Origin of the sequence: Eisenbergiella porci (assembly GCF_009696275.1) — a bacterium.
In the GTDB taxonomy this organism is placed as follows: domain Bacteria; phylum Bacillota; class Clostridia; order Lachnospirales; family Lachnospiraceae; genus Eisenbergiella; species Eisenbergiella porci.
Genome location: NZ_VUMI01000033.1, coordinates 25,444 through 51,770, shown reverse-complemented (window position 1 = coordinate 51,770; position 26,327 = coordinate 25,444). Strand labels below are relative to the sequence as shown.

Below are 26,327 nucleotides of genomic sequence, written 5' to 3'. Positions count from 1 at the left end.
CGCCGCACACCGCTCTATATACGGCATCCAACTGTACTTAATAAACCAGCGCCAGCACGCCAAAATTGCTTGTGGCCACCGTCACCGTCCTCGGATCCACATCCAGATCCGGCAGCACCTCAATGGAGCCGTTTGCAATGCTGATTACCTGAAAATTATTCCAGGCCTGGAACTGATCCGGCACGCCGATGGTCAGCACCACAGGAGCAAGCGTCCGGCTTATGATGTTAGTCTTCCCGCCGGCATTGCTCGTCAGCTGCACATCCAGCATGGATATCACGTTTCTTCCGTTCATGGCTGCAGTGAGGAACACCGCCTGTCTGGCCTGCGGCCCTGTCTTTCCTTCCGTTACGGAAAAATAAAGGCCAGCACCGTTCTTTATCTGGGCATCCGTCAGCCCGGCAGCCGTTTTCACCATACCGTCCGGCGAAAGGATGATGACCCCTTTTACCGTATCCGCATAAAAATAGGTAGGCACCGTGGAATTCAGCTTAATTCCGGTACTCATCTGCACCACATTGGGCTTTGTGGGCGCCGGCGCATTCCCGCTGGCCGAATTGCCGCTAGCCGAGCCTGAGGCTCCGGCCGTAATGGGAATCACCACTGTGAGCAGCACCGCTGCCGCAAAATACATCAGCCATTTCTTTCCTTTTTCCATAGCAACACCTTACCCTTTCCCGTTGCACGCCTCCGGGCCAACCGGCCGGACGCTCCTCTTTTTCCATAAATCTTTGTAGCTGTTCACCATCCTCACTATTGAAGGTCTTTTACTCTTTATCCTCATTTTACTCTATTCTCCCGCTTTATACAACCACTGTTCCATGCCAGTCCTATCGCAAGAAAAAGGAGGGGTGTGCTCGTAATCTGCTGAAAACTAACCATATTATGAACCGTGTAGGTAATGATTGCCAGCGCTCCCGCCGCCCCTGCAGTTCCGCCCTTATGCAGGAAACGCACCGCAGCGCTGACCAGGAAGCCCGCATAGGCAATGAGTCCCAGCAGCCCGGTGTCCATCAGCAAGGTCATCCACTCGTTATGGCAGTTGGTCAGGACCGCATCCGCATAAATCTGTGTCAGAAGCGGCCTGCCCCCCTGCTCCGCATAAAGGAAGGCCTTCAGGCAGTCCGGCCCCACGCCGAACACCTTCCTGGCAATGTCCTGTTCCCGCCATATTTCCAGGCACTCCTTCCAGATACCGCCCCGTCCGTTCCCCCACTCCTCACTGAAAATAAAAATGGACGGCAGGCTTTCCTTCATTCCTTCCCCTCCCAGCGTACCAGCCGCCAGAAGTCCCGCACAAATCGCCGCTGCCGCCGCCGGCAGCAGCACGCCCATTTTCCGCATAAGGGAAAGCCGCCTCCCCTGCTGTACGGCATCTGCAGACTTGTCGTTCCCCGTCCTGCCTTTTTTTACTCCGATGCGCTCCGTCCCGCCTTTTTTCATTCCAGAGCGCTCCCCAGCGCGCTCCGTCCCGCCGCATTTCTTCCACCAGAGCCGCCCCGCAAACGCTGCCGCCGTAACCGCCCCCGCGCCATACAAAACGATCCCCGTTATCCAGCTGTCCGCTTCCACAGTCCCCCGAAATACCCGCAATCCCAGCAGCCCCACGAAAACAGCGCCCGAAGCCGTCAGAAACACATCCTGGAATGCGGACATTTCCGCTCCGTCCCTGCAGGCAATCAGGAACAGTACCCACAGCGCCGTCCCTATGATCAGAAAACCGCTGTCACTCCCCTGCACAGTCGTACACAGAAAAGCCGCCGCCGTGAAAACGCCCGCTCCCGCCTGCAGCCATTTTCTGCCTTTCCGCCCTTCCCTGCATTTTCCGCCGTTCTGCCCTTCCCTGCGGCTTCCCCAGAACACCGCGGTCCCCACAGGCAGCAGCACCGACAGATACCCGCACAGCCAGTTCACATTCCCAATAGTGGAAAGCGTCGTATCCGACCTTCCCCGGAAATCCACCGGCCAAAAGCCGAACCGGTTCAGCACCGCCAACAGGCAAATCCCACCGGAAACTCCCAGAATCACCCCAACCGCTTCTTTTTCCGCCTTCCAGACATACGCATAATAAAAATAAAGCGCCACAAAGCTCATCTGGGAAAAAAGCCCCATATTCCAGCCCTCCGCCCCAAACAATCCCTCTTTTTTATAGGAAGAAAGACAAAAAGAAAGTATCACCGCAGCGCCATAAGCCAGAAGAAAAAGCTCCGGCAGCCAGGTTCCGGCCTTGTCCTTAATCCAAACGCCCGGCAGCGTCCCATTCCCGCCTTTTTCCCTGCCCCAGAGCCTCCGGCGTCCCCCTTTACAGCCGCCCGCCGCTTTTACCGCAGCAAAAATCACCATCAAGGGCAGCGCCATGAAGCCCACATTCCGGTAAAGCTGGAATTTTGCCGTCCCAAGCCCATAATATCCGTCATGCATATACAGCGGCACCATACAGGCCGCAACCAGAAGATATACCGTTGCGGCGGCCTGTATGGCTTTTTCACACATCCCGCCCGCTTTTTTCCGCCAATCTGCAAATCCTGCCATTTTCCCGCCCAGCTTCCTTTTTCCGTAACCGCCCAGTCCCCTCGCAGCTTTTTGCCCCAATCCACAAGTGACTTTTTCCGCTCTTTTCTACTATTATCCCCAAACCCTCCTTAGCTGTCAAGCCGGTGCTTTCCAGCGGCTGTACAGCCATACCAGCCAAAAAAGAAGCACCTTCCGCGCTTTTTTTCATACAATATACCATCAAACCTATGGAGGGATTTATGAAAAAAAGAATTCTCGCATTTACTTTGGTTCTTGCCATGGCTGTCTTTACCTTTGCAGGCTGTGGTAAGAAGCAGGAAACCGCCAAGGATACGCCGGATAAAGCAATGACGGAGGTTACGCTGAATGAGGTAGCCCATTCCATTTTTTATGCGCCGATGTACGTGGCCATCGAAGAAGGCTATTTTGCCCAGGAGGGCATCGACCTCACGCTGGTTACCGGCTTTGGAGCCGATAAAACCATGACCGCCGTACTTACAGACGAAGCCGACATCGGCTTTATGGGCTCTGAAGCCTCCATTTATACTTATCTGGGCGGCACGGAGGACTATGTGGTAAACTTCGCACAGCTGACCCAGCGCGCGGGCAACTTCCTGGTAGCCAGGGAGCCGATTGACAATTTCTCCTGGGATATGGTGAAAAACACCACCATTCTCGGCGGCAGGGCCGGAGGAATGCCGGAAATGGTCTTCGAATACATCCTGAAAAAGAACGGCATCGATCCGCAGGCAGACCTGACAATTGACCAGAGCATTGATTTCGGTTCCACCGCAGCCGCATTTTCCGGCGGACAGGGTGATTTTACCGTAGAATTTGAACCACATGCCACCGCCCTGGAAGCCAAAGGCGACGGTTACGTGGTAGCATCTCTGGGCGAGGATTCCGGATATGTCCCTTACACCGCTTTTTCCGCGAAAAAGGGCTATATTGAGGCGCATCCCGACGTAATCCAGTCCTTCACCAACGCCCTCCAGAAGGGCATGGATTATGTAAAGAGCCACACTCCTGAAGAAATTGCCGCAGCCATCCAGCCGCAGTTTGAAGAAACCGACAAGGAAACCATCACCACCATCGTCACCAGATATTATGATCAGGATACCTGGAAGGACAATCTGGTTTTTGATGAGGACGCCTTCACCCTGCTGCAGAATATCCTGGAGGAATCCGGCGAGCTTTCCCAGAGGGTTCCCTATACCGACCTGGTAAATACGGAATATGCACAGACGGCAGCAAAATAACTGTCTCCCCGACGCTTTACAAAAAATCAGTAAAGGCCTCCGCTTTCTCCCCAACAATAAACCGCAAAGCTTTCTCTTGAAATAAAAAAACCGGCAGCCGCAGACATAATCTGCAGGCTGCCGGCGCTGTTTCAGCCTCTTTCCTGTCCTGTTTCAGCCTCTTCCCTGCCCTGTTTCAGCCTCTTCCCTGCCCTGTTTCAGCCTCTTCCCTGCCCTCACAAGCCGCTTCCCTTCAAAAGCAACGCGCCCGATTTCCACGCCGCTGTCCGATTTTCCCTCCACTGTCCGCCGTCCCCCCTCAGTGATGGTAAAACCGGACCGTAAAGCAGGCTCCTCCCTCCGGCAGGTTCTGCGCCGTAAGGAAACCATTTTGCATCTCAATCAGGGATTTCGCCAGGGACAGGCCGATGCCGATCCCGATTTCTCCCGCATCCTTTCCCCGGTAAAACCGTTCAAACACATGCGGAAGCTCCTCCGGAGCAAATCCCGCCCCCGTATCCCGGATCATAATCTGGGTATACAGCGGGTTCCCGGTATAATCCATCATAATCCGGCCGCCCTCAGGCGTATGCTCCGCACAGTTTTTTATCAGATTGGAAAAAGCCTCCATGCTCCATTCCATATCCCCCTGAAACGTAATATCGGGATGGTTGGGGATATCCACCCGGATTTTCCGTGCGCGGATTATCTCATCCACGCCCTCCGCTGAAAGCTCCAGCAGAGTAAAAATATCCACTTCCTTTTTTTCCAGCTGCAACACGCCCGCATCAATTCTGGACAGGGTCAGCAGCGCTTCAATTAGCCGTTCCAGCCGCGCCGTCTGTTTTCTCAGCGAAACCGCCCGCTCTCCCCCCTGTCCGTCCGTTTCCATCAGCTGCGCCACAATGGAAAGGGAAGCTACCGGCGTTTTCAGCTGGTGCGCTATATTCGCCAGATTATCCGCAAAATTCTTCCGCTCCTGCACCGCCGCTTCCCTGGCCAAACGCAGGGCAGTCACCGTTTTGTATATCTCATCCTGCAGCGGGGCCAGCATATCCTCTGCGTCAGACAGTATGGAGGCTGTCCCCTCCCGGTTTATTTTTTCCAGATATCCGGTCAGCTCCCCGACCCTTTTTTGCCGCTTCTTTTGCACATGCCCATACAGCCCTGCCAGCAGGAGCAGAACCACCGCCGTGCCCACAAAGGCCGTCCCTATGGAACGCTTCAGATAACCGGAAGCAAAATCCGACAGCCGGTAACCATATGCCGACAGATAGTCCGCCGTTTTTTCCTCCCCGCGCACAGCCGGCTGCAGCCCCTTCTTTACCAGAAGCATGATTTCCTTTTCCTCCTGCGGATATGCTTCCACCAGGCCGGCCGTGACTTCCGTAAGGATACGCTTCTGGCTCGCCGCAAAATACCGGGCCAGGAGCACTCCCGCACACATGCTGCAAAACAGGCAGCACAGAATCGCCAGTATCCCCGCCGCTATAACCGACTGTTTCTTATTCATTCCTCCACATCCTCCATACGGTATCCGAAACCGCGCACCGTTTTGATACAGGCCGGATTCGACAGCTTCTCACGCAGCCTTTTCATGGCAACGGTCAGGGTATTGTCATTTACAAAATTTCCGTTTGCATCCCACAAAAGCTCCAGAAGCTTCTGCCTGGTAAGCGTATGGTTTTTATGCTCCAGCAGCGCTGCAAGAAGCTGGTATTCCAGTGAGCCCAGACTGATTTCTTCCTTATGAAGAAACACCTTCATCTGATTTTTATCCATGGAAACCGGACCGCACACCAGATAGCTTCCCCCGGCCTGCCCGGCCCGTCTGAGAAGCGCACAGATTCTGGAATACAGCACCTCCAGTTCAAAAGGCTTGACCAGATAATCATCCGCCCCTTTCTGAAAACCGTTCACAATGTCCCTGGTATCGCCCCTGACCGTCAGAAAAATCACCGGCAGCATGGGCCACTTTTCCCTTATCCACCTGCACAGCCCCTCTCCGCTGCCATCCGGCAGATTCCAGTCCACTAGCACCACGGAGGGCAGACCTTTGCCCAGCAGCTGCTTCCCCTCCGCAACCGTAGCGGCCGTTATCACCTCAAAGCCCTTTCTTCGCAGGAAAAAAGCCACTCCCTCCGCTATCCCCGCATCATCCTCAATATAATAAATCCTGTGGGCCATATATGCCTCCTATCCATGTTTTGCAGTCTCCGACTGCATCTGATTACTGTATTTACGCCCCTGTATTGCACTCATTTTACCTGCTTTCCATATGTATTTCAAGAAATAAGGTAAAATGTAAAGGATGGTTCCTCTAACAGGCTCTCCCGCTAAGACCTCCCGCTGAGTTAAAATCCCGCAGTCCTGCCTCCCCTGGTCACAATACGGGAAATCCTGCCATAAATGTATGGTAAAACTGTGGTTGGCTTTCTCCTTAAACAATGGTATGATATACTGTAGATACATAAATTCATAAACTATGGAGGGTTAAATTATGAAAAAGAAAATGCTGTGCCTGGTTACCGCACTGCTGCTGGGAGTGCTCCTTGGCGCCTGTTCAGGCAGCTCCGCGGAAAAAATGTTCGGGGTAAAGCTTCCCTCGGGAGATAAGCTTAAGCTGTACATGAGCCGCGCCGATGTGGAGAAAATCATGGGGGACGAGGAATACAAACTGGTAAATAATACCTATGATTATGGCTATATCACTCTTGGCTACACAGATGGCTTGTTATCCTACATCTCTTTTAACGGTGATTCCACTGTTTCCCTGTTAAACGGATTATCATTGGGTGATACCAATTATGATAAATATGATTTTACCGTCTACAACGATAAAGACGGTAACGCCTATTATAAAAATAACAACGGAAAATATGAATTAACCGATACCTTTGATCCCAAAATGGAATTCCAGGACGGCGTTACGGTCACTATTTATTTATCTTCTGAAAAGAAGGTAGAAAGCGTTATGGTTCTCGACTCTTATGTTGCAATGGTACGCAGGCTGGACGGCTGACGCTGTACCCATCAATGCAGAGCATTCCTTATATAAGTATAATAGAAAAAGATTCGCGGGCAGTTATATCCGCGAATCTTTTTTATATCGTTCCCATGGAAAAACTGCACTAAAAAGCCGGTACGGTAGACAACCCCTGCCTGAGCACCGGCAGCGTGGTATAGGCCTGTACCAGCAAAGTAGGGTTTTCCAGCTTGCGCAGCAGCATTTGTGCTGCCTGGACGCCCAAATCATAAACATCAATGTCAATGACAGTGGGTGCCGGATCAATAATGGAGGAATAGGGATAGCTGTCGAAAGTCAGGAAGGCGGCTTCGCCGGGAATATGCAGCTGTCTTTCATGGAGAGCCTTGACGACGCCGAGCGCCAGCGTATTATTTTCACAGATGAAGGCCCGGGGAGGTACGGGCAGGGAAAGGACCTCATGTGTCTGCCGGCAGGCATCCTCTCTGGTGGAATCCGTGTAACGGATGTATTCGTCAGGCACCCTGTAGCCATAGTCATACATACCGCCCAGAAAACCGTTCAGCCGCTGGGTGGATATATGATCCGTGCGCCGTTCGCCGATGAATGCGACTTTTTCATAGCCGCATTCCAGCATATGCTGCGCGGCAAACTGCCCTGCCAGGCCGTTGTTTGTGTCGATCCAGCACATACGGCTTCCGGGGCCGGGATGGCCGATATGGATATGGGGAAACCGGCTTTCCGTAAGCAGCCTGGAGAGCTGCGGGAAGGAACAGGAACCATGGATGAGAATACCGTCTGCCAGCCCTTTCCCGATAAGCCCGGTGAGATATTCCTGCGGTTCGGCCGTATCCGGGAAGTCCGTCAGCATCAGTGTATATCCATGCTCCGCCAGAGTCCGACGGACGCCGCAGAGAATGTCAAACATATGTGGATTGCGGTAGGCCTCCTCTTTTTTCAGGCTGGATAAAAAGAGAATATTATGGGACGCGCCCTTTGCAAAGCTGACAGCCCTGGCATTGGGCGTATAATGCAGCTTTTTTATGGCTTCGTGAACCCGTTCACAGGTTGCGGGGGAAATCGAGCTCCAGTTGTTGAGTACCTTGGAAACGGTGGAGGTGGAAACACCGGCCTCCTTTGCCACATCGCTTATTGTTACGGCCATGGGAACCTCCTTGTGAAAAAGTGATAAGTTTAAAATTATAGTATAGCGGTTTCCTAACAAAGTCAACGTATTTTGCAAAAACCGATAGAAAAGGGAGCCGATAAATGCTATAAATGACTTAAATAAATGGTGCGCATCCTTATTTGAGAAATAAAAGTTGTTTTGGGTAAGCAAAGGACATGATTAATCAGGAAAGCGATTTCGCAGAAATGGAGGACGTGAAATGAAAAAGATATTGTGTTATCTTCTGACCGGAGTCATGGCGGCAGGAGTGCTGGCAGGCTGCGGACAGAAAGCGCAGACCGGCACGGAAAATACAGCGCCGGAGGAAAAAGAAGCCGTACAGACGGAGGCCTCCTCCCAGCCGGAAGCTCCGGTACAACAGGAGGCTCCGGTACAGCAGGAGCCGGGTGAGGCGGTTACACTCACCGCATGGCATGATAATGATGAAGCGATGATGAATGCGCTGGCGGATGTGGTGAATGAAGCGCTGGCGGGGGAAAATATCACCCTGAAATTTGAAAAGAAAAGCGATGTGACCGGACAGATCAAGCTGTACGGCACGGATGCTGAAAATGGTCCCGATATGTACCTGTTTGCCCATGATTCGCTGGGCAGCTTCGCGGAAATGGGTATTCTGGAGCCGGTGGGGAACCTGATAAGCGCCCAAAAGGAAGCTGAACTGCTGCCCATGACAGTTGAAGCCGCAACCTACAAGGGAGAACAGTATCTTATGCCGGTTTATTATGAAACCGTGCTGTTTATGTATAATAAGGCGCTGTGGGAAGGCGAGATTCCTTCCACCACAGAGGAGCTTTACGACTATATGACGGCTCACACGGATACCGCAGCCGGAACCTATGCGCTGGTGAACCAGCATTCCAACACTTATAATGTGGCCCCCTTTATCAACGGGTTCGGAGGCTATGTCATCGATAAGGATGGAAATCCGGGGCTGGATGCGCAGGCGACAAAGGACGCCATCCTATACAATGAAAAGTTTTCCAGGCTGCAGGCCGACGGGGATTATAATACGGTAACCGCCCTGTTTAATGAAGGGAAAGCGGCGGCAATTATAGGCGGCCCCTGGCTGGTTTCCGGAATTAAGGAAGCCGGCATTGATTTGGGTGTCAAAGCCCTGACAGATTTTACGCTTCCCAACGGCAATTCCCTCATTCCGTATTCCGGTGTTCAGTGTATCGGCGTATTAAAATATGCTGCCGAAGCAAAAAAGGAAGCAGTGACAAAGGTGCTGGAGGTACTCGCCGGGGAGGAAGCAGGAATCACGCTGGCCAAGGGATTCAACTGCGCCCCTGCCAACAGCAAGGCCTATGACGACAAGGAGGTTGCATCCAATGAAATGATCCTTGCCATGAAGCAAAGCGCAGAAAAAGCGATACCCATGCCCAACATCCCTGAAATGAGTGTTATGTGGGGACCGGCAGAATCCCTGCTTGCTGCAGTCAACAAATCCGGAGAGGATGTGGACACAGCAGCTGAAAAATATCAAAAAGAAGCCTTGACCGCCATACAGGATATGAAGTAATTTTTTGCAGTCCGGTTATGCCTGGATCGCTGCAGACAGACAAAAAAAAATGCATGCGGCGCTTCCTGTACAGCCCGGCCGGTGAAACCCGGCCGGGGCAATTCAGAAGGGAATACAATAAAATGATGAACGTAAAGCACAGCGCTCCCCGGAAGCCGGATATTCCGGTGAAGCGGAAGCATCCGGTCCGAAGGCAGCTCCGTCCCTGGGGCTACAGCCTCCCTGCCATGATATTGATTGCCATGATTGTACTCTTCCCAATCCTTTATACCGGCTATATTTCTCTGACTAATATGAATCTTTATCATTGGACGGACTATTCCCTGGTCGGTGCGGATAATTATAAGAGGGCGCTTCTGAAAGTGGATTCAGGCTTCCTGTCGGCCCTGGGCACCACCATACTATGGACGGCTGTCAATATGGTGCTGGACACGGCTATCGCCTACGTACTTGCCGTGGCCCTCAATACACAGGGGCTGAAGGCAAAGCGCCTGTACAAAACCCTGCTTATTTTTCCCTGGGCGATGCCGGCTTATGTCTCCATTCTGGTGTGGCGCGTGGGAATGTTCAATACGGAGTTCGGGCTGCTTAATAAGCTTCTTGTGGCATTCGGGATGGAAAAAGTGGATTTCCTGTCCAGAAATGTACCCGCCTTTATATCCTGCATGGTTTTAAATCTCTGGATGTCACTTCCTTATATGATTCTGATGATGGACGGGGCTTTGCAGAGCATCGACCAGAGCATGTACGAGAGTGCGGTGCTGGATGGAGCCAATCTGTGGCAGAAGAACCGGTATATTACCATCCCTTCCCTGAAAAAAATCATGGCCCCGGCGGTGATCATGACCACCTTTATCACCTTTAAGCAGTTTGATATTATCTACCTTCTTACCATGCAGAAGGGCTCAGTAACCGGGGCTACCGTGTCAACCATCATTACCTATGCCCATCAGAATGCATTTGTATCCAATAATTATGGATTATCCTCTGCTGTATCCATGATCATTTTCGTTATTATTATCCTGTTTTCCTTCTGGACAAACAGGGCACAGAAGGAGGAAACGGTATGAAACGCTCTGTAAAAAGAACGATTGGCCTGGCTTTTTTAAATCTGTTTTTCATCAGCATATGTCTGGCCGGACTGATTCCGATACTGTATGCTTTCCTGCTTTCTGTCAGCAGCGGAAGCGGGGCGCTTACCACAGGCCTTTCTCTCCTGCCGGAAAAATTCACGCTGGATAATTACCGCAGCATCCTTGTGGAAAAGCCCTTCCTGAAATGGCTTTTCAATTCCGTCCTCCTAAGCACGGGTACAATGGTGCTTGCCATGGGAACGAGCATCACGGCTTCCTACGCTTTTTCCAGGTTCCGTTTCCCCGGCCGGACGGCTGTCATGCAGCTGCTTCTTCTGCTGAACGCCTTTCCCCAGATTTTGTCCATGTTCGCTATCTTCAGACTGTTTAAGCTGCTGAATCTCCTGAATTCCCATGCAGGGCTGATTTTTATTTATTCCGGGAGCATGTGTATTTTTTCCATCTGGAACATGAAGGGCTATTTCGATTCCATTCCCGTTGAGATCGAAGAAGCATCCAAAATTGACGGGGCAGGCAATCTGACGCTGATAGCGAAAATCATCCTGCCGCTTGCACGTCCCGCCATTATTGTAACTGCCGTCATGGTATTGATATTTGTCTGGAATGAATACCTTTTTGCCACTACCTTTATGCTCCGGGAAGAAAGCTATACGCTGGCCGGCGGCCTGTATCAGCTTCAGGCAAACGATTACAGCCGCAGCTGGCCCCTGTTTTCAGCGGCCGCCATTTTAGTATCGGTGCCTATCCTTATTATTTTCTTCTGTATCCAGAAGTACATGGTGTCAGGGCTGACCGCAGGCGGTGTAAAAGGTTAAAAACCAAGAGGAAAATTAGGAGGAAAATCCTCTGCTCGTCAGAGGACTCGCATTTTGCTCCGCAAAACTAGGAGGAAAATCCTCTGCTCGTCAGAGGACTCGCATTTTGCTCCGCAAAACTAGGAGGATTTGAAATGAATAGGAGTGCGGTTGCGCACATACCGGCGTCCCAGTACGCTTTCGCCCGGTCGGAGGATACGTTTACCATCCGTCTGCGGGCCGCGAAGGGGGATCTGGATTTGTGTACGCTTTTTTATGGGGACAGGGCCTGTCCGGATTCACCGGTAAGCTTTGCGTCCATCCCCATGCAGCGGCGTTACAGCGATGAGCTGTTTGATTTTTATGAGGGGACTATCCAACCGTGTCCCCGCAGGATCTGTTATTTTTTCAGGCTGGAAAAGGGAGGGGAATATGTCTGGTATTATGCGGATGAATTCCATGAGGATATGCCGGATCTGGTGATGGAGGATGGCTTTGTTGTTGAGGGGCGGAGTGAATACTACCAGTATCCTTATATCCTGCGTTCGGAAATCGTCAGGGCGCCGGAATGGTTTCTGAATGCCGTTGTCTACAATATTTTCCCGGACAGCTTTGCAGACGGGAAGGCCCGGCTCTGCGGCATGGGAAAAGAGCTGAAGGCGCCTCACGGCACGGTGAGCAAAAGCCGTCTGGGGGGTACCATTAAGGGCATTATGGAAAATCTTGATTACATTCAGGAGCTGGGATTTACCTGCCTGTACCTGAATCCGGTTTTTCAGGCCGGAGAATATCACAAATATGATATTGTGGACTATTTCCACGTGGATCCCTGCATGGGCACGGATGCGGATTTCCTGGAATTGACGCAAGCCGTCCATAACAGAGGGATGCGCATCATCATTGATGGGGTATTCAACCATTGCAGCTGGTATTTCCCCCCGTTTGACGATGTGGTGAAGCATGGGAATACTTCCGCTTATGCAGACTGGTTTTACGATCTCTCCTTTCCTGTAAAAAGGCCTCAGGAGGGAGAAGCGCCCGGTTATGCCTGCTTCGCCTATGAGCCTAAAATGCCGAAGCTGAATACGGCCCATCCCGGAGTGCAGGAATATTTTGCCGAAGTGGGCCGCTATTGGATCGAGAAATTCCATGTGGACGGCTGGCGTCTGGACGTGGCAAATGAGGTGGATAAAAATTTCTGGCGCAGCTTCCGTTCTGCTGTGCGGAAAGCAAATCCAGAGGCTGTGCTGATTGGAGAGGTCTGGGAAAACGCGGCGGACTGGCTGAAGGGCGACATGTTTGATTCCGTCATGAACTATGATTTCCGAAAGCACTGCAGAGATTTTTTTGCATTGGAAAAAACAGGGGCGGATGATTTCCTCTGGAGGATGGCCGACATGCAGCTGCGTTATCCCTTCCAGGTGACGGCGGCACAGCTGAACCTGCTGGACAGCCATGATGTGGCGCGTTTCCTGGGATTGTGCGGAGGCGATTATGACCGGTGGCAGGCGGCTTTCCTGTACCTTTGTATGGCTCCCGGAGTGCCAAGTGTTTTTTACGGAGATGAAAAAAAGGTGACCGGCATCCGGGAAACAGAGTACAGACAGGGAATGCCCTGGGATGAAAACCACGCCGATTCGGAAGACTTTGTGAAAACAGTCCTGCGTATCCGCAGGGACTGGATTGCCCCGACGGATGAATGGAGAGGCGTTTATGGCGGCCATGACGACAGACTGGTGGTATTTGAAAGATACGGCGCGCATACGGTACGCGTAATCATCCACATGGGAGAAGCTCCCGCAGATGCCGAACGCTTCATGAACGGCGGCCAGCTTCTTCTTCTAAAGGGCTCGGTTTCCCATATGCTTGAAAAAAATGGCTTTGCCGTTCTGTTGATGGCATAAAATGTTATAAATGCAGCTTTCCGGCGCCGCAGCTCTCCTGCCTCTCCATCTTGAGGGGCAGGAGTTATTTATGCCGGAGACTGCCTCTCCTGCGTTTTGCAACCGCTTTTGATGAAATTGCTTCGTTCACATATTTTTCCACCTTTGCAATCTGCTCCGGCGTAAGTTTTTCATCATGGTTAAAGTCAAACCTCAACCGTTCTGAAGTAATATTACTTCCTCTTTGATGAACATGATCACCCAAAACTTCCCTTAATCCAGCAAGTAATAAATGAGCAGCAGAATGTAATGCTGTTGTTTCCGTTGATTGGTCAGCTAATCCACCTTTAAATTTACCTGCGGAAGCTGTTCTGCTCTTTTCTGCATGTCTTTTTTCCGCCTCTGCAAAAGAAGCCCTGTTCTCTATGCTACAGCCACTTTCAGTCAGGAATTCTTCCGTTAATTCCAGAGGGAAACCATATGTTTCATAAAAATAAAATGCATCTGCCCCTGTAACTTTGCCCTTATTTTTAAGATGCTTTTGTATTTCAAGTTCTCCTTGCTGCAATGTTTTATAGAAAAGGTTTTCTTCCTTGTTTATTATCTCAATAACTTTCTTTTTATTACTGTGCAAGTCTTCATAAGCTGTTGCTTCATCTATATAAACTTCAGACAACTCACCCATAAAACTTCCTTGTATACCGATTTTTTACCTGCACGAATCGCCCTCCTTAATAACCTTCTTGTTATATACCCTGCGTCACTATTTGCCGGCTCCGCACCGTCATTGATTAGAAAAACTGCTGCTCTCACATGATCCAGTATGATTCGAAATGACTTAAAATCGTCAGCATAATCTTTTCCGCTTAACTCCATTAGTTTTTTCTTAGCATTAAAAAAGAATGCCGTATTAAAAACATCCCTATCATCATTAAGAGCTGCTGCGACCCTTTCTAATCCGCCTCCATAATCAATATTGGGATTCTGCATTTTTACAAACCCGGTGCCCTCTTTTTTGTAACACATAAATACATTGTTCCCAATCTCTAAAAACCTTTCGCTGTCAGAAGCAGGATGATCCAGTGAATTACCATCTGGTTCAAAATCATAGAACATTTCACTATCTGGCCCGCCTGGTTCACCAACAGGCATATCTAAAGGACTTCCAGCTCTGCTCCACCAGTTTTCTTTTTCATCATATAAAAATATTTTTCCTCCTCTGGATAACCCATATTTATATGGATTATCCTCAACGACAGGCTCTATACCTACCGATTTGAATTTCTCTGACCAGATTTGAATTGTTTCTGTATCTTTCTGTATATTCCAATCATCACTTCCCTTAAACACACTGATATATAACCTGCCGGGGTCAATTCCCAATTCGTTAATCTGCCAATTCCAAATGGCATCAATTTGCTTATTCTTATAGTTATTTTCATTTGCTTTAAATTCCCATCGGCCCAGCATTTCAAAAAAAGTTAAATGCGAGGTATCTCCAACTTCATCAATATCCACTGTTCTTAAGCATTTCTGAATATTTGTTATTTCATTGCCTATTGGGTGTTTTTCCCCCAACAAATATGGAACCATAGGCTGCATCCCACTTCCGGTAAACAATGTTGAGGGATCATTTTCCGGCAGCAAGCCAGCGGAAGGTACTTGACTGGCCCCTTTTCTTTTCATGAAATCAATATATGATTTCCTTAACTCATCCGGTGTCATTTTTACCATGCTTAATACCTCCGTTTAATTTGTTTTTTAAAACAAAAAAGCCCTAAGCTGACATTTATATTGTCAGCTTAGGGCGAACTCTCCTGTCCGTGTTACCACCTAATTTCAGATTTCTCTGCACTCTATCAATACGGGATATCTCCGATATTGTTTCCTGAATAACGGTGGAATTCCGTTGAAGCCTACTGAGATTTATCCGTTCGGTTCACAGCTCTGAGACTGCTTCAATATTAGATCAATGAAGATTTACACCAACCATCTTCTCTCTGCGAAATCCCTAATACTTACTATTTCTCGTCAAGGCCTTTTTATTTTAAATTAGACTGATGTTATCACACTCAAATTGCTCTGTCAATCTAATTTTCCTTTTTTATACGAATTGTAACGAAGTAACACAAAATGCAACACGATCAAAAAAAGTACCGCAAATACGGTACTTTTCCAATGGAGCATACGGGGCTCGAACCCGTGACCTCCACGCTGCCAGCGTGGCGCGCTCCCAGCTGCGCTAATGCCCCATCCGTGATATATCATATCAAATGTTTCCCTGCTTGGCAAGAAAAATTTTTACCATTTTCTCATTTTTTCCACATTTTATTTTCCTGCCAGCAACGGCCTCATCTGTACTTCCCGCATTTTCTCAGCCTTTCCCATCAAATTCTTCTCTTCCGGGCAAAGCACCTCCTCCAGTTCTCTCCGGTGAATCCCTCTCCCGATAAATACGGCACGGGAATCCCCGCCGCCTTCGTAGCCGGTAATACTGTAATTCCTGTCCACCACATCGAATCTGAGCCAGGCGCCCCCTGCCGGAAGATACCCCTTGGCCCGCCTGATATCGCCGAACACGCCTGACACCACTCCCTGCAGAAACAGAACCAGCTGGTTACCAGACTCCAGGTGTATGGAGGTAAAGCCTGCATTCTCCAAATCCGGCTGCAGCATTTCCCTCTCCCTTTTCTTCGCGTTCTCCTCCCCTTCCTTCGTCAGATATCTCTCAAAAAGCCCATTCCACCAGGAAGCCTCTTTCTTCTCGCAGGAATCCGTCACAATCTCCCCCTGGGGATTCATTGCCCTCACTTCTGACGCAATCCTGCAAAGCTCCTCCGCGTCCAGTGCCCCTGTTTTGGTAAAAATAACCGTGGCTGCGTTTTCAATCTGGTCCCTGCAGATTTCCGGGTACTTTTCCTTATCCCTGTCAAAAGCGGGCACATCCAGCACCGTTACCGGCTGCAGCAGTACTATTCTTTCATATTGGATCTGGCTGATATTGGTAAGGATATTTCCCAGCTTCCCAAGCCCCGTCGGCTCTACCACCAGGTATTCCGGATCAAGCGTATTGGAAATCGTCAGAATGGAGGAAGCAAAATCTGCCTTCATCGTACAGCATATACACCCTTCCGTCAGCTCCCACACCTTCATTTCCGCCTGCCCTGTCCCCGATGCCAAAAAAACGCCGTCAATCCCCACTTCACCATATTCATTTTCCATGACCACAAACTTCTTATCCGTTTTTTCTGCCAGAGCCTTGATGAATGTGGTTTTTCCCGCTCCCAGGAATCCCGATATTACCAGTATCTTCATAAAATTATCCCCTATGCTGCAGCTCTTTCCGGAAAATGCGTACGGTCCAAACGGGCCGCACGCACACATTTCCCGCCGTGCCGGACAAGGTATGCTATTGGCATCCCGTATCCGTCAGGAAGTTCAATATACCCTGATATCAGTCCTCAATCTTCACTACGGGCTTAATCAGATCCTTCGGCTTATCCCTCATTAAGAACAGCGCCTCTTCCACATGATCCCAGCCTTCAAATACATGGGAAACCAGAGGATGCACATCCAGCTTGCCTGCGGAAACCAGCGAGCCCAGCTTCTCCATACGCAGACGTCCGCCGGGCATCAGGCCGCCGTTAATCTGCTTATGTCCCATGCCCACGCCCCATTCCACACGGGGAATGTTAACATAGGTGCCGCTGCCCAGATAATTAACATTGCCGATTTTTCCGCCGGGCTTCAGGCACTTCACGGCGGATTCAAAGGTTTCACAGCCTCCGCCCGCTACAACTACCTTATCCACGCCCTTGCCGTCCGTCAGCGCCAGCACCTGATCCTCAATGGTCCCGTCCTTATAGCTGATAAAATCAGAAGCGCCGTAGTCTCTGGCCGCCTCCACGCAGTTTGGTCTGGTGCCCACCGCAATAATGCGGGACGCGCCGCGCATATTCGCCCCGGCCACCGACATCAGGCCCACCGGCCCGATTCCTATTACAAGGACCGTATCGCCGAACTGTACATCTGCCAGTTCCACGCCATGGAAGCCCGTAGGAACCATGTCAGAAAGCATACAGGCGTCAACAGGGCTGATATTGGAAGGCAGAAGCGCCAGGTTCCCGTCCGCATCATTTACATGGAAGAATTCTGAAAATACACCATCCTTGAAATTGGAGAATTTCCAACCCGCAAGCATTCCCCCCGAATGCATGGAATAGCCTGCCTGCGCTTCCAGGGAGTTCCAGTCCGGAGTGATAGCCGGTACAAGCACTCTGTCGCCGGGCTTGAAATCCTTTACCATAGAGCCGACCTCAACCACCTGCGCACAGCACTCATGACCGAGAATCATATTATGCCTTTCACCGATCGCCCCTTCCCAGAGCGTATGTACATCCGACGTACAGATTGCTATAGCCAGCGGCTTACAGATGGCATCCATGGGCCCGCACTGCGGTCTTTCCTTCTCGATCCAGCCGGATTCCCCGATTTTAAGCATTGCATAACCTTTCATAAAAATACCTTTCCTTTCTTTGAACCCCAATACCATAACAGTTGCGCTGATAATAAATAGATGTTAACTGTTCCGGACGGCCGTCTTTTTGAATGGCTCTTCCATGCAAGAAGCACCGGAAGTCCATCCGATGTAAATGTTGGCGCAAAAAAAGTCTTATAAGCCAGCTTAACACCTGCTTTGCACCAATATTCCCGCCGACCTGAACTGTTATCATAGATTATACATTCTTGTTAAAAAAAAGTCAATAAAACGCCCCATCATATTCATTTTATATTATAAAGCATTTTTATTCACAGCTTCCCCCGGCATATTTCACAAATCGTCCCCAACAAAAAAATACGGGCGGGTAGACTATCCCTCCCGTATATGCTATATTCAACTATAAACATCTTTTCCTGTTAAATTTCTTTTTCAGGAATACGTCCTGCCCACGAAAGGAGACAACACCTTATGATAAAAAAACAAATGACTAACATCCTGCTCACAGCGGCCCTTTGCATTCTGACAGCCTCTGTCCTCACAGGATGCGCAACAAACGGCAAAAATAATGCCTCGGGCGTACAGGAAAGCACGCCCGCTTCCCAGGGACAGACCGAAAATCCGGCCGCCGTCAATACTGCTGCCGCAGATGCCGGAAATATGGCAGACGGCAAAAGCCCTTCCGGAACTGGCGCTTCTTCCGATAATATCAGTTCCGCCGGAACATCTCCGGCCGCCTCATCATCCTCCGACGGCACCGAAGCCTCTTTGGAAGGCCAGAAGGGCGGCGCAGACGCTAAAGTCATAGAGTCCCAGACCTTCTCCGGCGTCAGCCTGGGCGATTACGAAAATGTGCAGTTCACCACCTGCGAAATCACGGAAAACGGGCGTACCCGTGTGGAATATTCCCTTATCTCGGACGGCGATGCCGTATACACCTTCCCGGACGCCTATGATTACTGGCTGTTTGCTTCCGAAGTTAATTTCATCGCCTTCCGCGATGTGAACGGCGACGGGCAAAAGGATGTCATCACAAGCGAGCAGTACATTACCGGCGCCGGAGAGGGAGGTGCGGTGCCCTTCAGCATGACGCGCATTTACCTGAATCAGGGCAGTGAATTCCTGTTCGCAGAGGGTCTGTCCGTTTCCATCGGCAACAGCCTGGATGCCTCCCGTCCCGGAGAATATACCATTGAAAATATCCTCGCCATCCTGGAAGAGCCGGTTTACTGTAATTTCGGCAGCGGCGGCTGGACCAGAGGAGAAATCGAAAGCTTCGCCTTTCTTGTAAAAAATGACGTTCTGAATGATAACAGAAAAGCCCTTTCACAAAAAATCAATTATCCGCTGAACCTGATCAGAAACGGTGAACAGCTCCTGATTTCATCTCCTGAGGAATTTCTTGCCAGCTACAATGATATCCTGAACCTGCAGGTCATCTATGATGTGGAAGGCTCGGAAACCGAGGATCTTTTCTGGAACCAGGACGGCGTCATGCTCGGCACCGGCGCCATCTGGTTCGGCAAAATGCAGGATGGCAGCATTAAAATATACGCCATCCCCGCAGAGGTACAGTACTGTAACCCCCTGGATGTGGATTAGCCCCTTTTACCTGATTTCCAGCTTTACGGTGACCTCATAAACCGCCTGTCCGATGGAAGGCGGCGGGCCATCCTCCTGATCCTGCGCCACAAAAACAGCGTCGGCTGCATAATTGTCGATCAGGGTCTGCACCTGTTTTTCCAGAGTTGCTGAAAAAAGCAGGATTTTCCTGTTTTCCGGCAGCAGGGAAATGATCTCTCCCACCTCTTCCAAAAAGCCCATGTCCAGCATAAGATCCGCTTCATCAATGACCAGATGGGTGATGCCGGACAGCTGCAGGCTGCCGCGGCGGACAAGATCCATGACACGGCCCGGCGTTCCCACAACGATATGGGATTTCTGTTTCAGGGTCTGCATCTGTTTATCTATGGGAAACCCGCCGAATACGGCCGGTACCTTCAGCCGCTTCTTCCTTCCGATTTGAAACAGCTCCCGGCTCACCTGCACCGCCAGCTCACGGCTCGGCTCGAGCACAAGCGCGCGGGGAGAATTTTCTTCCCATACGGCCATTTCGCAGAGGGGAACTGCAAAGGCTGCTGTTTTTCCGGTTCCCGTCTGGGAACGCGCCACCACATTCTTACCCGCCAGGACAAGGGGGATAACCTCCTGCTGGATTGCGGTGGGATGGTGATAGCCAAGCATATCCAGGGCCTCCAGGATTGGCAGGGATAGTCCGTATTGGGCGAAGCCATGGGACGCGGTCGTGTTTTTATTTTCTGTACTCATGCATTGGTTTCCTTTTTATCATTTTTTATTGTAACTGTGCGTCTCACAGTTACGTTTTATTTTTCCTTCTCCGCCCTGCTTATCCGGGTTTTCCGCTTTCCACACAGCGGCGCCGTTTATGACTCCGGCTCCCTGGCATACTTTTGCGTAAAATGGTATCATAAAGATATTGTATCACCATAAATCAGGACGTATGGAAAGAAGAAAGGGGAAAATATATGTTTGAGGGAAAAATTGCTGTGGTAAACGGCGGCGCGCAGGGGATCGGCAGGACCATTGCCGGGGAATTTGAGAAAAACGGTGCGAAGGTATGTGTGATTGACAAGCAGCCCGGCGTCTATTATACCGGTGACCTGGCTGACGAGAAAACACTGGAGCGCTTTGCGGCGCAGGTAATTGCCGACTATGGCCATATAGACTATCTGATTAACAACGCGCTGCCATTAATGAAGGGAATTGACAGCTGTACCTGGCAGGAATTCAACTACGCGCTTAAGGTGGGCGATATTTCATCCTCAGGAGATCGCATGAGCCAGCCGAATACGGAAAGCTACACCGCGGCAAAGAGCGGGATAGAATTACTCAGGTGTCCTTTACTTCTTCAAGCACCAGTTCATTTTCCGGAAGTTCGTCCAAAAACCTGACGGACAGAACGGCCTGCGGCCAGTTCAGGCTGACTTGCGCATATTTTCCCCGGCCGCGCGCCGTTCCTTCCAGAAGCTGCAGCAGCTCAGTCAGCTTTTCCCTTGTCAGATATCCGCCGCGCCAGTGGAAGGTCAGGTTTTTCTTTTTTTTGATTGCCTGCAGCGCTCTTTTTTCCACATCCTCCATTTTGGTGAAGGACTGCTTTTTTACCAGGTAATAAAACAGGTTACCTTCGCTGCAGGGAGGCGCTTTGTAAAGAACCGGCTCATGATCCCGGAAAAAGGCGCTGTCTGAAAGGTTAAAATAATCATACCGGATATTGTCCCCAGTACCCAGGGAATTGTCAAAGGTGGCATCCAGGTGACAGTACTTTCCTTCCGCCCTGATGATATTCCAGGCATGTCTGTACTTAATGTTTTTCTCCGGATTGGCCTCGGAAATGGCGATCATGCACCAGATTCCAAGGGCGTCGCACAATATTTTTACCGTTTTGGCAATTCCCTCGCATACGCCCACGCCTTGTCCCAGCGGGCCGATGATTTCATGGGAATAGGGCTTTTTCAGTTTATCATAGCGAACGCCCTGGCAGATAAAATCATGGATATAAAGCTCCTTTTCCCACTCTGTAAGCGCCTGTGCCGGGCGGATCAGCTTGGCGATCCTTGCTTCCATTGCCTTCTGGTGTTCCCGGATCTTCGCCTTCTCAAACAGATACTCGGGAACCAGCTCCACTTTGGTGGAATCCGGATAAAAACGGTATTGAAAGCCCACGGCATAAAAAATCTCAGGGCAGTCCAGACGCAGCTGGAAAAAGATATCCTCCAGTACCCGGTTTTCAAGCCTTGTAACCAGGAATGAGGGCGCAAGGGCCTGAAGGCCCGCTTTTATGTCACGGTAAGCAGCCTGCTGTTGTTTGTCCATCTGCATATAATAGTAGGGTTCCATATTGTACTCCGGTTTTGTTTTATCTTACGTCCTGCTGCAAAGAGCCGGCAGGCTCAGCCATCCTGGGCCGTACAGAATAGAAACTTCTCTTTCTCCGCCTTTGCATGATAGAGGGCGGTATCAGCTTTTTTGAATAATTCACCAAAGTCCGCCGCATCGCGGGGCCAGATCGACACACCGATGCTGTTCGTGCAGGCAATGCCGTCTGTCTCAATACGCGTCAGGCCGGACAGCTTGCCCCACAGCCACCGTTCATTATCAATGTCCCTGGCCAGGATAATAAACTCATCCCCGCCGAACCTGCCTGCAATATCCGTTTTCCTGAAAGTATTCCGTATTTTCTCCGCAACTGCTTTAATCACCTTATCGCCTTCGAAATGGCCGAAGGTATCATTAAAGTTCTTAAAATTATCAATATCCAGTATTATCAGGGCATGCCTCATGTGGCTTTCCCTGCGCAGATTTTCAGTAATCAGTTTTATTGTGTGTTCTTTATTATAAAGGCCTGTAAACGCATCAAGCTTTACCGCCTGGCGCAGGCAGTCCGTCTGCTCCTTCATATCGGATATATCCGTGATCACCCCCACCATTCTTGCCGGTACTCCACTCTCCATGACAGGGGTTACAAAAATCCTGCACCATATATAGCCGGAATTCCCTGCCTTCATACGGGCTTCATAGGCAGTGGATTTCCCCGCCAGAACATCTGAAAAGGCATTCTCAATCACAGCCTCATCCTCCGGATGTGAAAAATACCTGCTTACGGCCAGCCTGTATGCCTCCGGATCCAGTCTGCTGTAGGGCTGGACATCCTTCAAAATGGATTCTCCGGAAACACCAAAGATGACTTCCGCATTTTCAAAATAAGTATACAGCTGCTTCTGTATATCCACCTCAAAAATACAGATTTTTGCGGCGGTCAGCGCTACATGCAGCCGTTCCTTGTACTGTGTCAACTCACTCATGGCGGTTTGGGCCTCTTTCCCCGATGCAATATTCAACAGTCGCTCTTTTCTATATTAACATCCTTTATAAATAAAAGAAACGGTAAATATGAACAGCAAATAAATTCCGTGCTCTACTTCGCCGCCCAGCTGTCCGCCGTCTTGGCCTCCGCCACACAGGGCACCGACCTGAGGATGTCCTTCCCCGCCCTTTCCATCACCGTCTTCAGACGCGCCGCCGCCTCCAATGCTTCCGTTTCCGGCACCTCCATCAGGATTTCATCATGGACAATCCCCACGATCTTCCAGTCCCTGCCCACAATTTCCTCAAACAGCAGGCCCAAAGCCCTTTTCAGGATATCGGCCGCCGTACCCTGTACGGGGGTATTGGCCATGTCGGCCACGCCGGATCTTGGGGAAAACAGGAATTTCCTTCCGGTAAGCGTCCTGCCCTCCCAGAAGGTTCCCACCTTCAGGTCATGATGCCACCAGCTGATTCCCGCATAAGCGTTAAAAAAACTGTCCCGGAATTTCTTAGCCTCCTCCAGCGTCATATCCACGCCGTAGGACTGGGCTGCATACTGCTGCAGCCCCGCCGCCCCCATTCCGAATATCAGGCCGAAATTCACAGCCTTGGCCGCCTGTCTCTGGGCGGACGTCACCTGTTCTGCCGGAATATCCGATATGAGGGAGGCGGTCAGCCTGTGCAGATCCTCCCCGCGGGCATATGCTCCCTTCATCCTCACATCCCCCGAAATCTGCGCCGCCACCCGGAGTTCAATCTGGGAATAATCCGCCAGCACCAGCTTTCTGCCCTCCGGGGCGATAAAACAGCTGCGGAAACGGGCTTCCCTGGGAATCTGCTGGATATTCGGCCCCCAGCAGCACATTCTGCCGCTGTATGCGCCGATCTGCCCATATTTAGGGTGCAGCCGGCCCGTAACCGGATGTATCTGCGCAGGAAGAGGATGCAGGAAGCCGGAAAGCAGCTTGGAATATCTCCGGTAATCGGTGAGCGCTTTTACCAGAGGATGATTATGATAGGGCGCCAGGCTGTAGCGGGAGGTGTTCGGCACATGGATGCCGTTATCCCGCAGCAGCCTGAGCACATAGACATTGCTGTCAAAATTTACATCCACGGCTTCCTGCGTTCCCCACAAGGTCAGCTGGAAGGTCGGTTCCCCGCTGAAGGCATATAACGCCTTAAGCGACTTCTCATACTGCTCCTGGATATCCGCGCACAAAACCTCCCACTGCTCCAGATCCAGACAGATCCCATCATATTCCGTCCAGGCCAGCGCCGGCGCACATGCAAATTCAATCTGTGCCACCCTCTCCAGCCCGTTATCCTGAAGCTGCTTTCCCAGGCATTCCCACAGCCGCAGCAGAACACCGGAATCCAGCGCCGCATATTCAAGCTGGGACGCGGTCAGGGAACCGCTCCAGTCCCCGGTCTGCTCTGTCTTGTCCAGCGTCTCTCCCAGATAATGCTCCGACACAGCCGCCAGGTTCACCTTACGCGGGCCGCCGCAGGGGCGCAGCAGCTCCGCCGCCAGCATGGTATCGAACACCGGCGCCGCGCACACTCCTGCTTTTCTCAAAAACTGCAGGTCGAACTTGGTATTATGAAAAATTTTCACACTGTCACCCTCCAGCGCCTCCCGCAGGAACGCGGTTCCCTTTTCCGGCCCGGCCGTCCTGTCACGCCTGTCCTCCGTCCCGCCGCCGAGAAAGGAAAAACAGTCTATCAGCAGCACGGGCATACCGGGAGCGCCTATCTGTATGAGTCTGAGCCTGTCCCTGTGCACATCCAGCCCTGTAGTCTCCGTATCCACCGCCAGCACAGGCGATTTTTTCAACTGCTCCAGAAAAGGTTCCCCTTCCTCCGGGGTACGAACCAGGATATACTCCATGCGATCATCCTTCTTTCCTTTTTGCTGCTTTCATTATAACAGTATCCCTCTGCAACAGCAACTGAAATATCAAACATATGTTCTTTTTTTATATTATTGCCCGCAGGCGGTGAGCAGGCAATAACGTTGTTAAAAGAAGCACTTTTTACAATATAATCAGTGTTTTTTCTGTAGTGAATGCATTCTGCCTTTCGTATAATAATAAAAAAGGCTGCCAATACAGGCAGCGGGGCACCAAACACATAAGGAGGGGCGCTATGGAACATCTCTTTTCGGCAATCAACAATATCTTCAACTTCGTCATACCCGTTTCCGACTTTTTCTGGGACTTTCCCACCAATTTCAGCTGGTATGCCTCCATTCCCATCCTGGGGAATTTTTCACTGGCGGTAATGCTGCTCATCGGATCGGGCATCTATTTCAGCATCAGGACAGGTTTTATCCAGGTGACGCATTTTGGAAAGGGAATCCGCATCCTGGCAAAGAAAAAAAGCGATGAAATCGGCATTTCCTCCCTGGCGGCGTTCTTCCTGAGCTCGGCCATGCGCGTCGGCCCGGGCAATATTCTTGGCGTTACCGGCGCCATCGCAACAGGAGGCCCGGGCGCGCTGTTCTGGATGTGGGTATCCGCATTTTTCGGAATGGCAACCGCTTATACGGAAGCTGTCCTGGCACAGATTTTCAAAGAAAAGAAAAAAGATGAGTTCGTAGGAGGCCTTCCCTTTTATGGAAAGGTGCTGCTGGGGAACAAGCTCTGGGCAGGCGTCGCCCTGTCGCTGATGTACATCATCTACGCCATGTGCTGCCTTCCCGCCCAGGGCTTTAACGTGGTAAGTTCCATCGGCCAGATGGCTGAAATCGTTACCGGCGCTTCCATGGGCAGCGCTTCTTATTTTTACTATATTGTATCCGTTCTTCTCATCCTCGTTACCGCCTATATCGCTTTCGGAGGCATCCGCAAGGTCACCAGGGTCACCGACGGGCTGGTTCCTGTCATGGCTGTGATCTACGTGGGTGTGGTTTTCCTGCTCATTCTCCTGAACCTGGGAAGCGTCCCCTATTTCTTCGGCGCGGTGTTCGGAGGCGCATTTACGCCCCAGGCAGTATTCGGCGGTATTTTCGGCACGGTTCTGGTACAGGGCGTGAAAAGAGGGCTGATGTCCAATGAAGCCGGACAGGGCACCATCACCATGGCCGCCGGCGCCGCCAATACGGATCATCCCTGCGAACAGGGCTGTGTCCAATCCATCGGCGTGTTTCTCGATACCATGGTTATCTGCACCCTTACCGGCTTCGTCGTTGTCATGGCGCATGTCTGGACCGGCAACAGCGCTGAGGCCTGGTTTGCCATGGATCGTCTGCCTAAATTCCTGGAATCCGCAAAGGCGCTTACCCCGGGTGCGGCCATGAACGCGGCAGTGGCCTTCCTGCTCACCTTCTGCTTCTGTCTGTTCGCCTTTACCTGCCTGGTGGGCATGATCTCCTTCAGCGAAATCGCAGCCAACCGGATCAGCTCCAGCAAAAAGGTGATTTATACCGTCCGCATTGTTGGCATTTTCATCACGGCCTTCGGTATCGCCTGCTCCCTTGCCGGAATTGAACTGGGAAATCTCTGGGCCATCTCCGATCTGGGCAACATCCTGATCGTTTTTGCCAACATTCCCCTTCTCTATCTGGGAGCAAAATGTGTGTTCCGCGCCACCGCCCATTTTAAAAAGAAAGACGGAACGCCTTTTACCTCTTCTGTTATCGGGCGCAGCTGTCACTACTGGGATGAAAGAGCCGGTAAGGCCACAGATAAAAAAACAGATTCCGCCAGATAATCCGCAGCCCA

The 26,327-nt window shown here is 50.9% G+C and carries 20 protein-coding genes, 1 tRNA gene, 2 pseudogenes and 1 other annotated feature; of the genes and pseudogenes, 9 read left to right on the top strand and 14 right to left on the bottom strand.

Annotated elements, in window-relative coordinates; translation table 11 throughout:
- Positions 1-37: 37 nt before the first annotated feature.
- Together FYJ45_RS18525 and FYJ45_RS18520 are read right to left on the bottom strand one after the other, a co-directional pair.
- Positions 38-658 (bottom strand): hypothetical protein, encoded by a 621-nt coding sequence (locus FYJ45_RS18525; RefSeq protein WP_154466482.1) that lies wholly within the window; start codon positions 656-658, stop codon positions 38-40.
- A gap of 122 nt (positions 659-780) precedes the next feature.
- Complete coding sequence (locus FYJ45_RS18520; protein ID WP_154466480.1) at positions 781-2,532, bottom strand: O-antigen ligase family protein; 1,752 nt, start codon at positions 2,530-2,532, stop codon at positions 781-783.
- A 221-nt stretch (positions 2,533-2,753) separates the two neighbouring features.
- Between FYJ45_RS18520 and FYJ45_RS18515 the strand changes: the two genes are divergently transcribed.
- Positions 2,754-3,773: an ABC transporter substrate-binding protein gene (locus tag FYJ45_RS18515; protein ID WP_117544649.1), complete on the top strand. Its 1,020-nt coding sequence runs from the start codon at positions 2,754-2,756 to the stop codon at positions 3,771-3,773.
- A 153-nt stretch (positions 3,774-3,926) separates the two neighbouring features.
- Here FYJ45_RS18515 and FYJ45_RS31485 read toward each other — a convergent pair whose 3' ends face one another.
- The 3 genes from FYJ45_RS31485 to FYJ45_RS18505 are packed head-to-tail and all read right to left on the bottom strand — an operon-like array spanning position 3,927 to position 5,939.
- On the bottom strand, positions 3,927-4,055 hold the full coding sequence (locus FYJ45_RS31485; protein WP_268890953.1) for a hypothetical protein: 129 nt from the start codon (positions 4,053-4,055) through the stop codon (positions 3,927-3,929).
- 16 nt (positions 4,056-4,071) lie between these two features.
- Positions 4,072-5,265: a sensor histidine kinase gene (locus tag FYJ45_RS18510; protein WP_154466478.1), complete on the bottom strand. Its 1,194-nt coding sequence runs from the start codon at positions 5,263-5,265 to the stop codon at positions 4,072-4,074.
- A complete protein-coding gene (locus FYJ45_RS18505) occupies positions 5,262-5,939 on the bottom strand; it encodes a response regulator transcription factor (RefSeq protein WP_154466476.1) in 678 nt (225 codons plus the stop codon). Before FYJ45_RS18505 ends, FYJ45_RS18510 begins: the two co-directional genes overlap by 4 nt.
- Positions 5,940-6,252: 313 nt before the next feature.
- Between FYJ45_RS18505 and FYJ45_RS18500 the strand changes: the two genes are divergently transcribed.
- A complete protein-coding gene (locus FYJ45_RS18500) occupies positions 6,253-6,774 on the top strand; it encodes a hypothetical protein (RefSeq protein ID WP_021639897.1) in 522 nt (173 codons plus the stop codon).
- 109 nt (positions 6,775-6,883) lie between these two features.
- Here FYJ45_RS18500 and FYJ45_RS18495 read toward each other — a convergent pair whose 3' ends face one another.
- Positions 6,884-7,903 carry a LacI family DNA-binding transcriptional regulator gene (locus FYJ45_RS18495; RefSeq protein ID WP_154466474.1) on the bottom strand — a complete coding sequence of 340 codons (1,020 nt, stop codon included), beginning with the start codon at positions 7,901-7,903 and terminating at the stop codon, positions 6,884-6,886.
- A gap of 223 nt (positions 7,904-8,126) precedes the next feature.
- On the opposite strand from FYJ45_RS18495, the gene FYJ45_RS18490 reads away from it, so the two are divergent.
- The 4 genes from FYJ45_RS18490 (at position 8,127) to FYJ45_RS18475 (ending at position 13,241) form a co-directional block, all read left to right on the top strand.
- On the top strand, positions 8,127-9,449 hold the full coding sequence (locus FYJ45_RS18490; RefSeq protein ID WP_154466472.1) for an extracellular solute-binding protein: 1,323 nt from the start codon (positions 8,127-8,129) through the stop codon (positions 9,447-9,449).
- 122 nt (positions 9,450-9,571) lie between these two features.
- Positions 9,572-10,519 carry a carbohydrate ABC transporter permease gene (locus FYJ45_RS18485; protein WP_235930880.1) on the top strand — a complete coding sequence of 316 codons (948 nt, stop codon included), beginning with the start codon at positions 9,572-9,574 and terminating at the stop codon, positions 10,517-10,519.
- Complete coding sequence (locus tag FYJ45_RS18480) at positions 10,516-11,358, top strand: sugar ABC transporter permease (protein ID WP_154466470.1); 843 nt, start codon at positions 10,516-10,518, stop codon at positions 11,356-11,358. The genes FYJ45_RS18485 and FYJ45_RS18480 overlap by 4 nt, the downstream gene beginning before the upstream one ends.
- A gap of 134 nt (positions 11,359-11,492) precedes the next feature.
- Positions 11,493-13,241, top strand: a complete 1,749-nt coding sequence (locus FYJ45_RS18475) for a glycoside hydrolase family 13 protein (RefSeq protein WP_154466468.1) — start codon at positions 11,493-11,495, stop codon at positions 13,239-13,241.
- A 64-nt stretch (positions 13,242-13,305) separates the two neighbouring features.
- Here FYJ45_RS18475 and FYJ45_RS31850 read toward each other — a convergent pair.
- The 4 genes and pseudogenes from FYJ45_RS31850 to FYJ45_RS18450 all read right to left on the bottom strand — a co-directional run bounded on the left by FYJ45_RS31850 (position 13,306) and on the right by FYJ45_RS18450 (position 17,736).
- Positions 13,306-14,906, bottom strand: a pseudogene (locus FYJ45_RS31850) (alanine--tRNA ligase-related protein).
- A 114-nt stretch (positions 14,907-15,020) separates the two neighbouring features.
- Positions 15,021-15,264: a binding site (T-box leader), on the bottom strand.
- Between the two features lie 135 nt (positions 15,265-15,399).
- Positions 15,400-15,472 (bottom strand) — tRNA-Ala (locus tag FYJ45_RS18460).
- Between the two features lie 76 nt (positions 15,473-15,548).
- Positions 15,549-16,535, bottom strand: a complete 987-nt coding sequence (locus FYJ45_RS18455) for a CobW family GTP-binding protein (RefSeq protein WP_195841880.1) — start codon at positions 16,533-16,535, stop codon at positions 15,549-15,551.
- Positions 16,536-16,674: 139 nt separating this feature from the next.
- Positions 16,675-17,736, bottom strand: a complete 1,062-nt coding sequence (locus FYJ45_RS18450) for an NAD(P)-dependent alcohol dehydrogenase (RefSeq protein WP_154466460.1) — start codon at positions 17,734-17,736, stop codon at positions 16,675-16,677.
- Between the two features lie 453 nt (positions 17,737-18,189).
- Here FYJ45_RS18450 and FYJ45_RS18445 point away from each other — a divergent pair, with 453 nt between their 5' ends.
- Complete coding sequence (locus FYJ45_RS18445) at positions 18,190-19,320, top strand: hypothetical protein (RefSeq protein ID WP_154466458.1); 1,131 nt, start codon at positions 18,190-18,192, stop codon at positions 19,318-19,320.
- A gap of 30 nt (positions 19,321-19,350) precedes the next feature.
- On the opposite strand, the pseudogene FYJ45_RS18440 reads toward FYJ45_RS18445, so the two are convergent.
- Positions 19,351-20,046, bottom strand: a pseudogene (locus FYJ45_RS18440) (DEAD/DEAH box helicase); the annotation flags it as partial.
- A 218-nt stretch (positions 20,047-20,264) separates the two neighbouring features.
- Between FYJ45_RS18440 and FYJ45_RS18435 the strand changes: the two are divergent.
- Entirely contained in the window at positions 20,265-20,690 is a 426-nt protein-coding gene (locus FYJ45_RS18435) for an SDR family NAD(P)-dependent oxidoreductase (RefSeq protein ID WP_154466454.1), read from the top strand.
- On the opposite strand, the gene FYJ45_RS18430 is transcribed toward FYJ45_RS18435, so the two are convergent.
- The 3 genes from FYJ45_RS18430 to FYJ45_RS18420 form a co-directional block, all read right to left on the bottom strand.
- Positions 20,629-21,636, bottom strand: a complete 1,008-nt coding sequence (locus FYJ45_RS18430; protein WP_154466452.1) for a transglutaminase domain-containing protein — start codon at positions 21,634-21,636, stop codon at positions 20,629-20,631. The two genes, FYJ45_RS18435 and FYJ45_RS18430, sit on opposite strands and share 62 nt — an antisense overlap.
- A gap of 53 nt (positions 21,637-21,689) precedes the next feature.
- The gene (locus FYJ45_RS18425) at positions 21,690-22,601 is read right to left on the bottom strand and encodes a sensor domain-containing diguanylate cyclase (RefSeq protein ID WP_154466450.1); all 912 of its coding nucleotides are present in this window, start codon (positions 22,599-22,601) and stop codon (positions 21,690-21,692) included.
- A 113-nt stretch (positions 22,602-22,714) separates the two neighbouring features.
- The gene (locus FYJ45_RS18420) at positions 22,715-24,493 is read right to left on the bottom strand and encodes a bifunctional 3'-5' exonuclease/DNA polymerase (RefSeq protein ID WP_154466448.1); all 1,779 of its coding nucleotides are present in this window, start codon (positions 24,491-24,493) and stop codon (positions 22,715-22,717) included.
- Between the two features lie 257 nt (positions 24,494-24,750).
- Between FYJ45_RS18420 and FYJ45_RS18415 the strand changes: the two genes are divergently transcribed.
- Positions 24,751-26,316 carry an alanine/glycine:cation symporter family protein gene (locus tag FYJ45_RS18415; RefSeq protein ID WP_154466446.1) on the top strand — a complete coding sequence of 522 codons (1,566 nt, stop codon included), beginning with the start codon at positions 24,751-24,753 and terminating at the stop codon, positions 26,314-26,316.
- Positions 26,317-26,327: the final 11 nt, after the last annotated feature.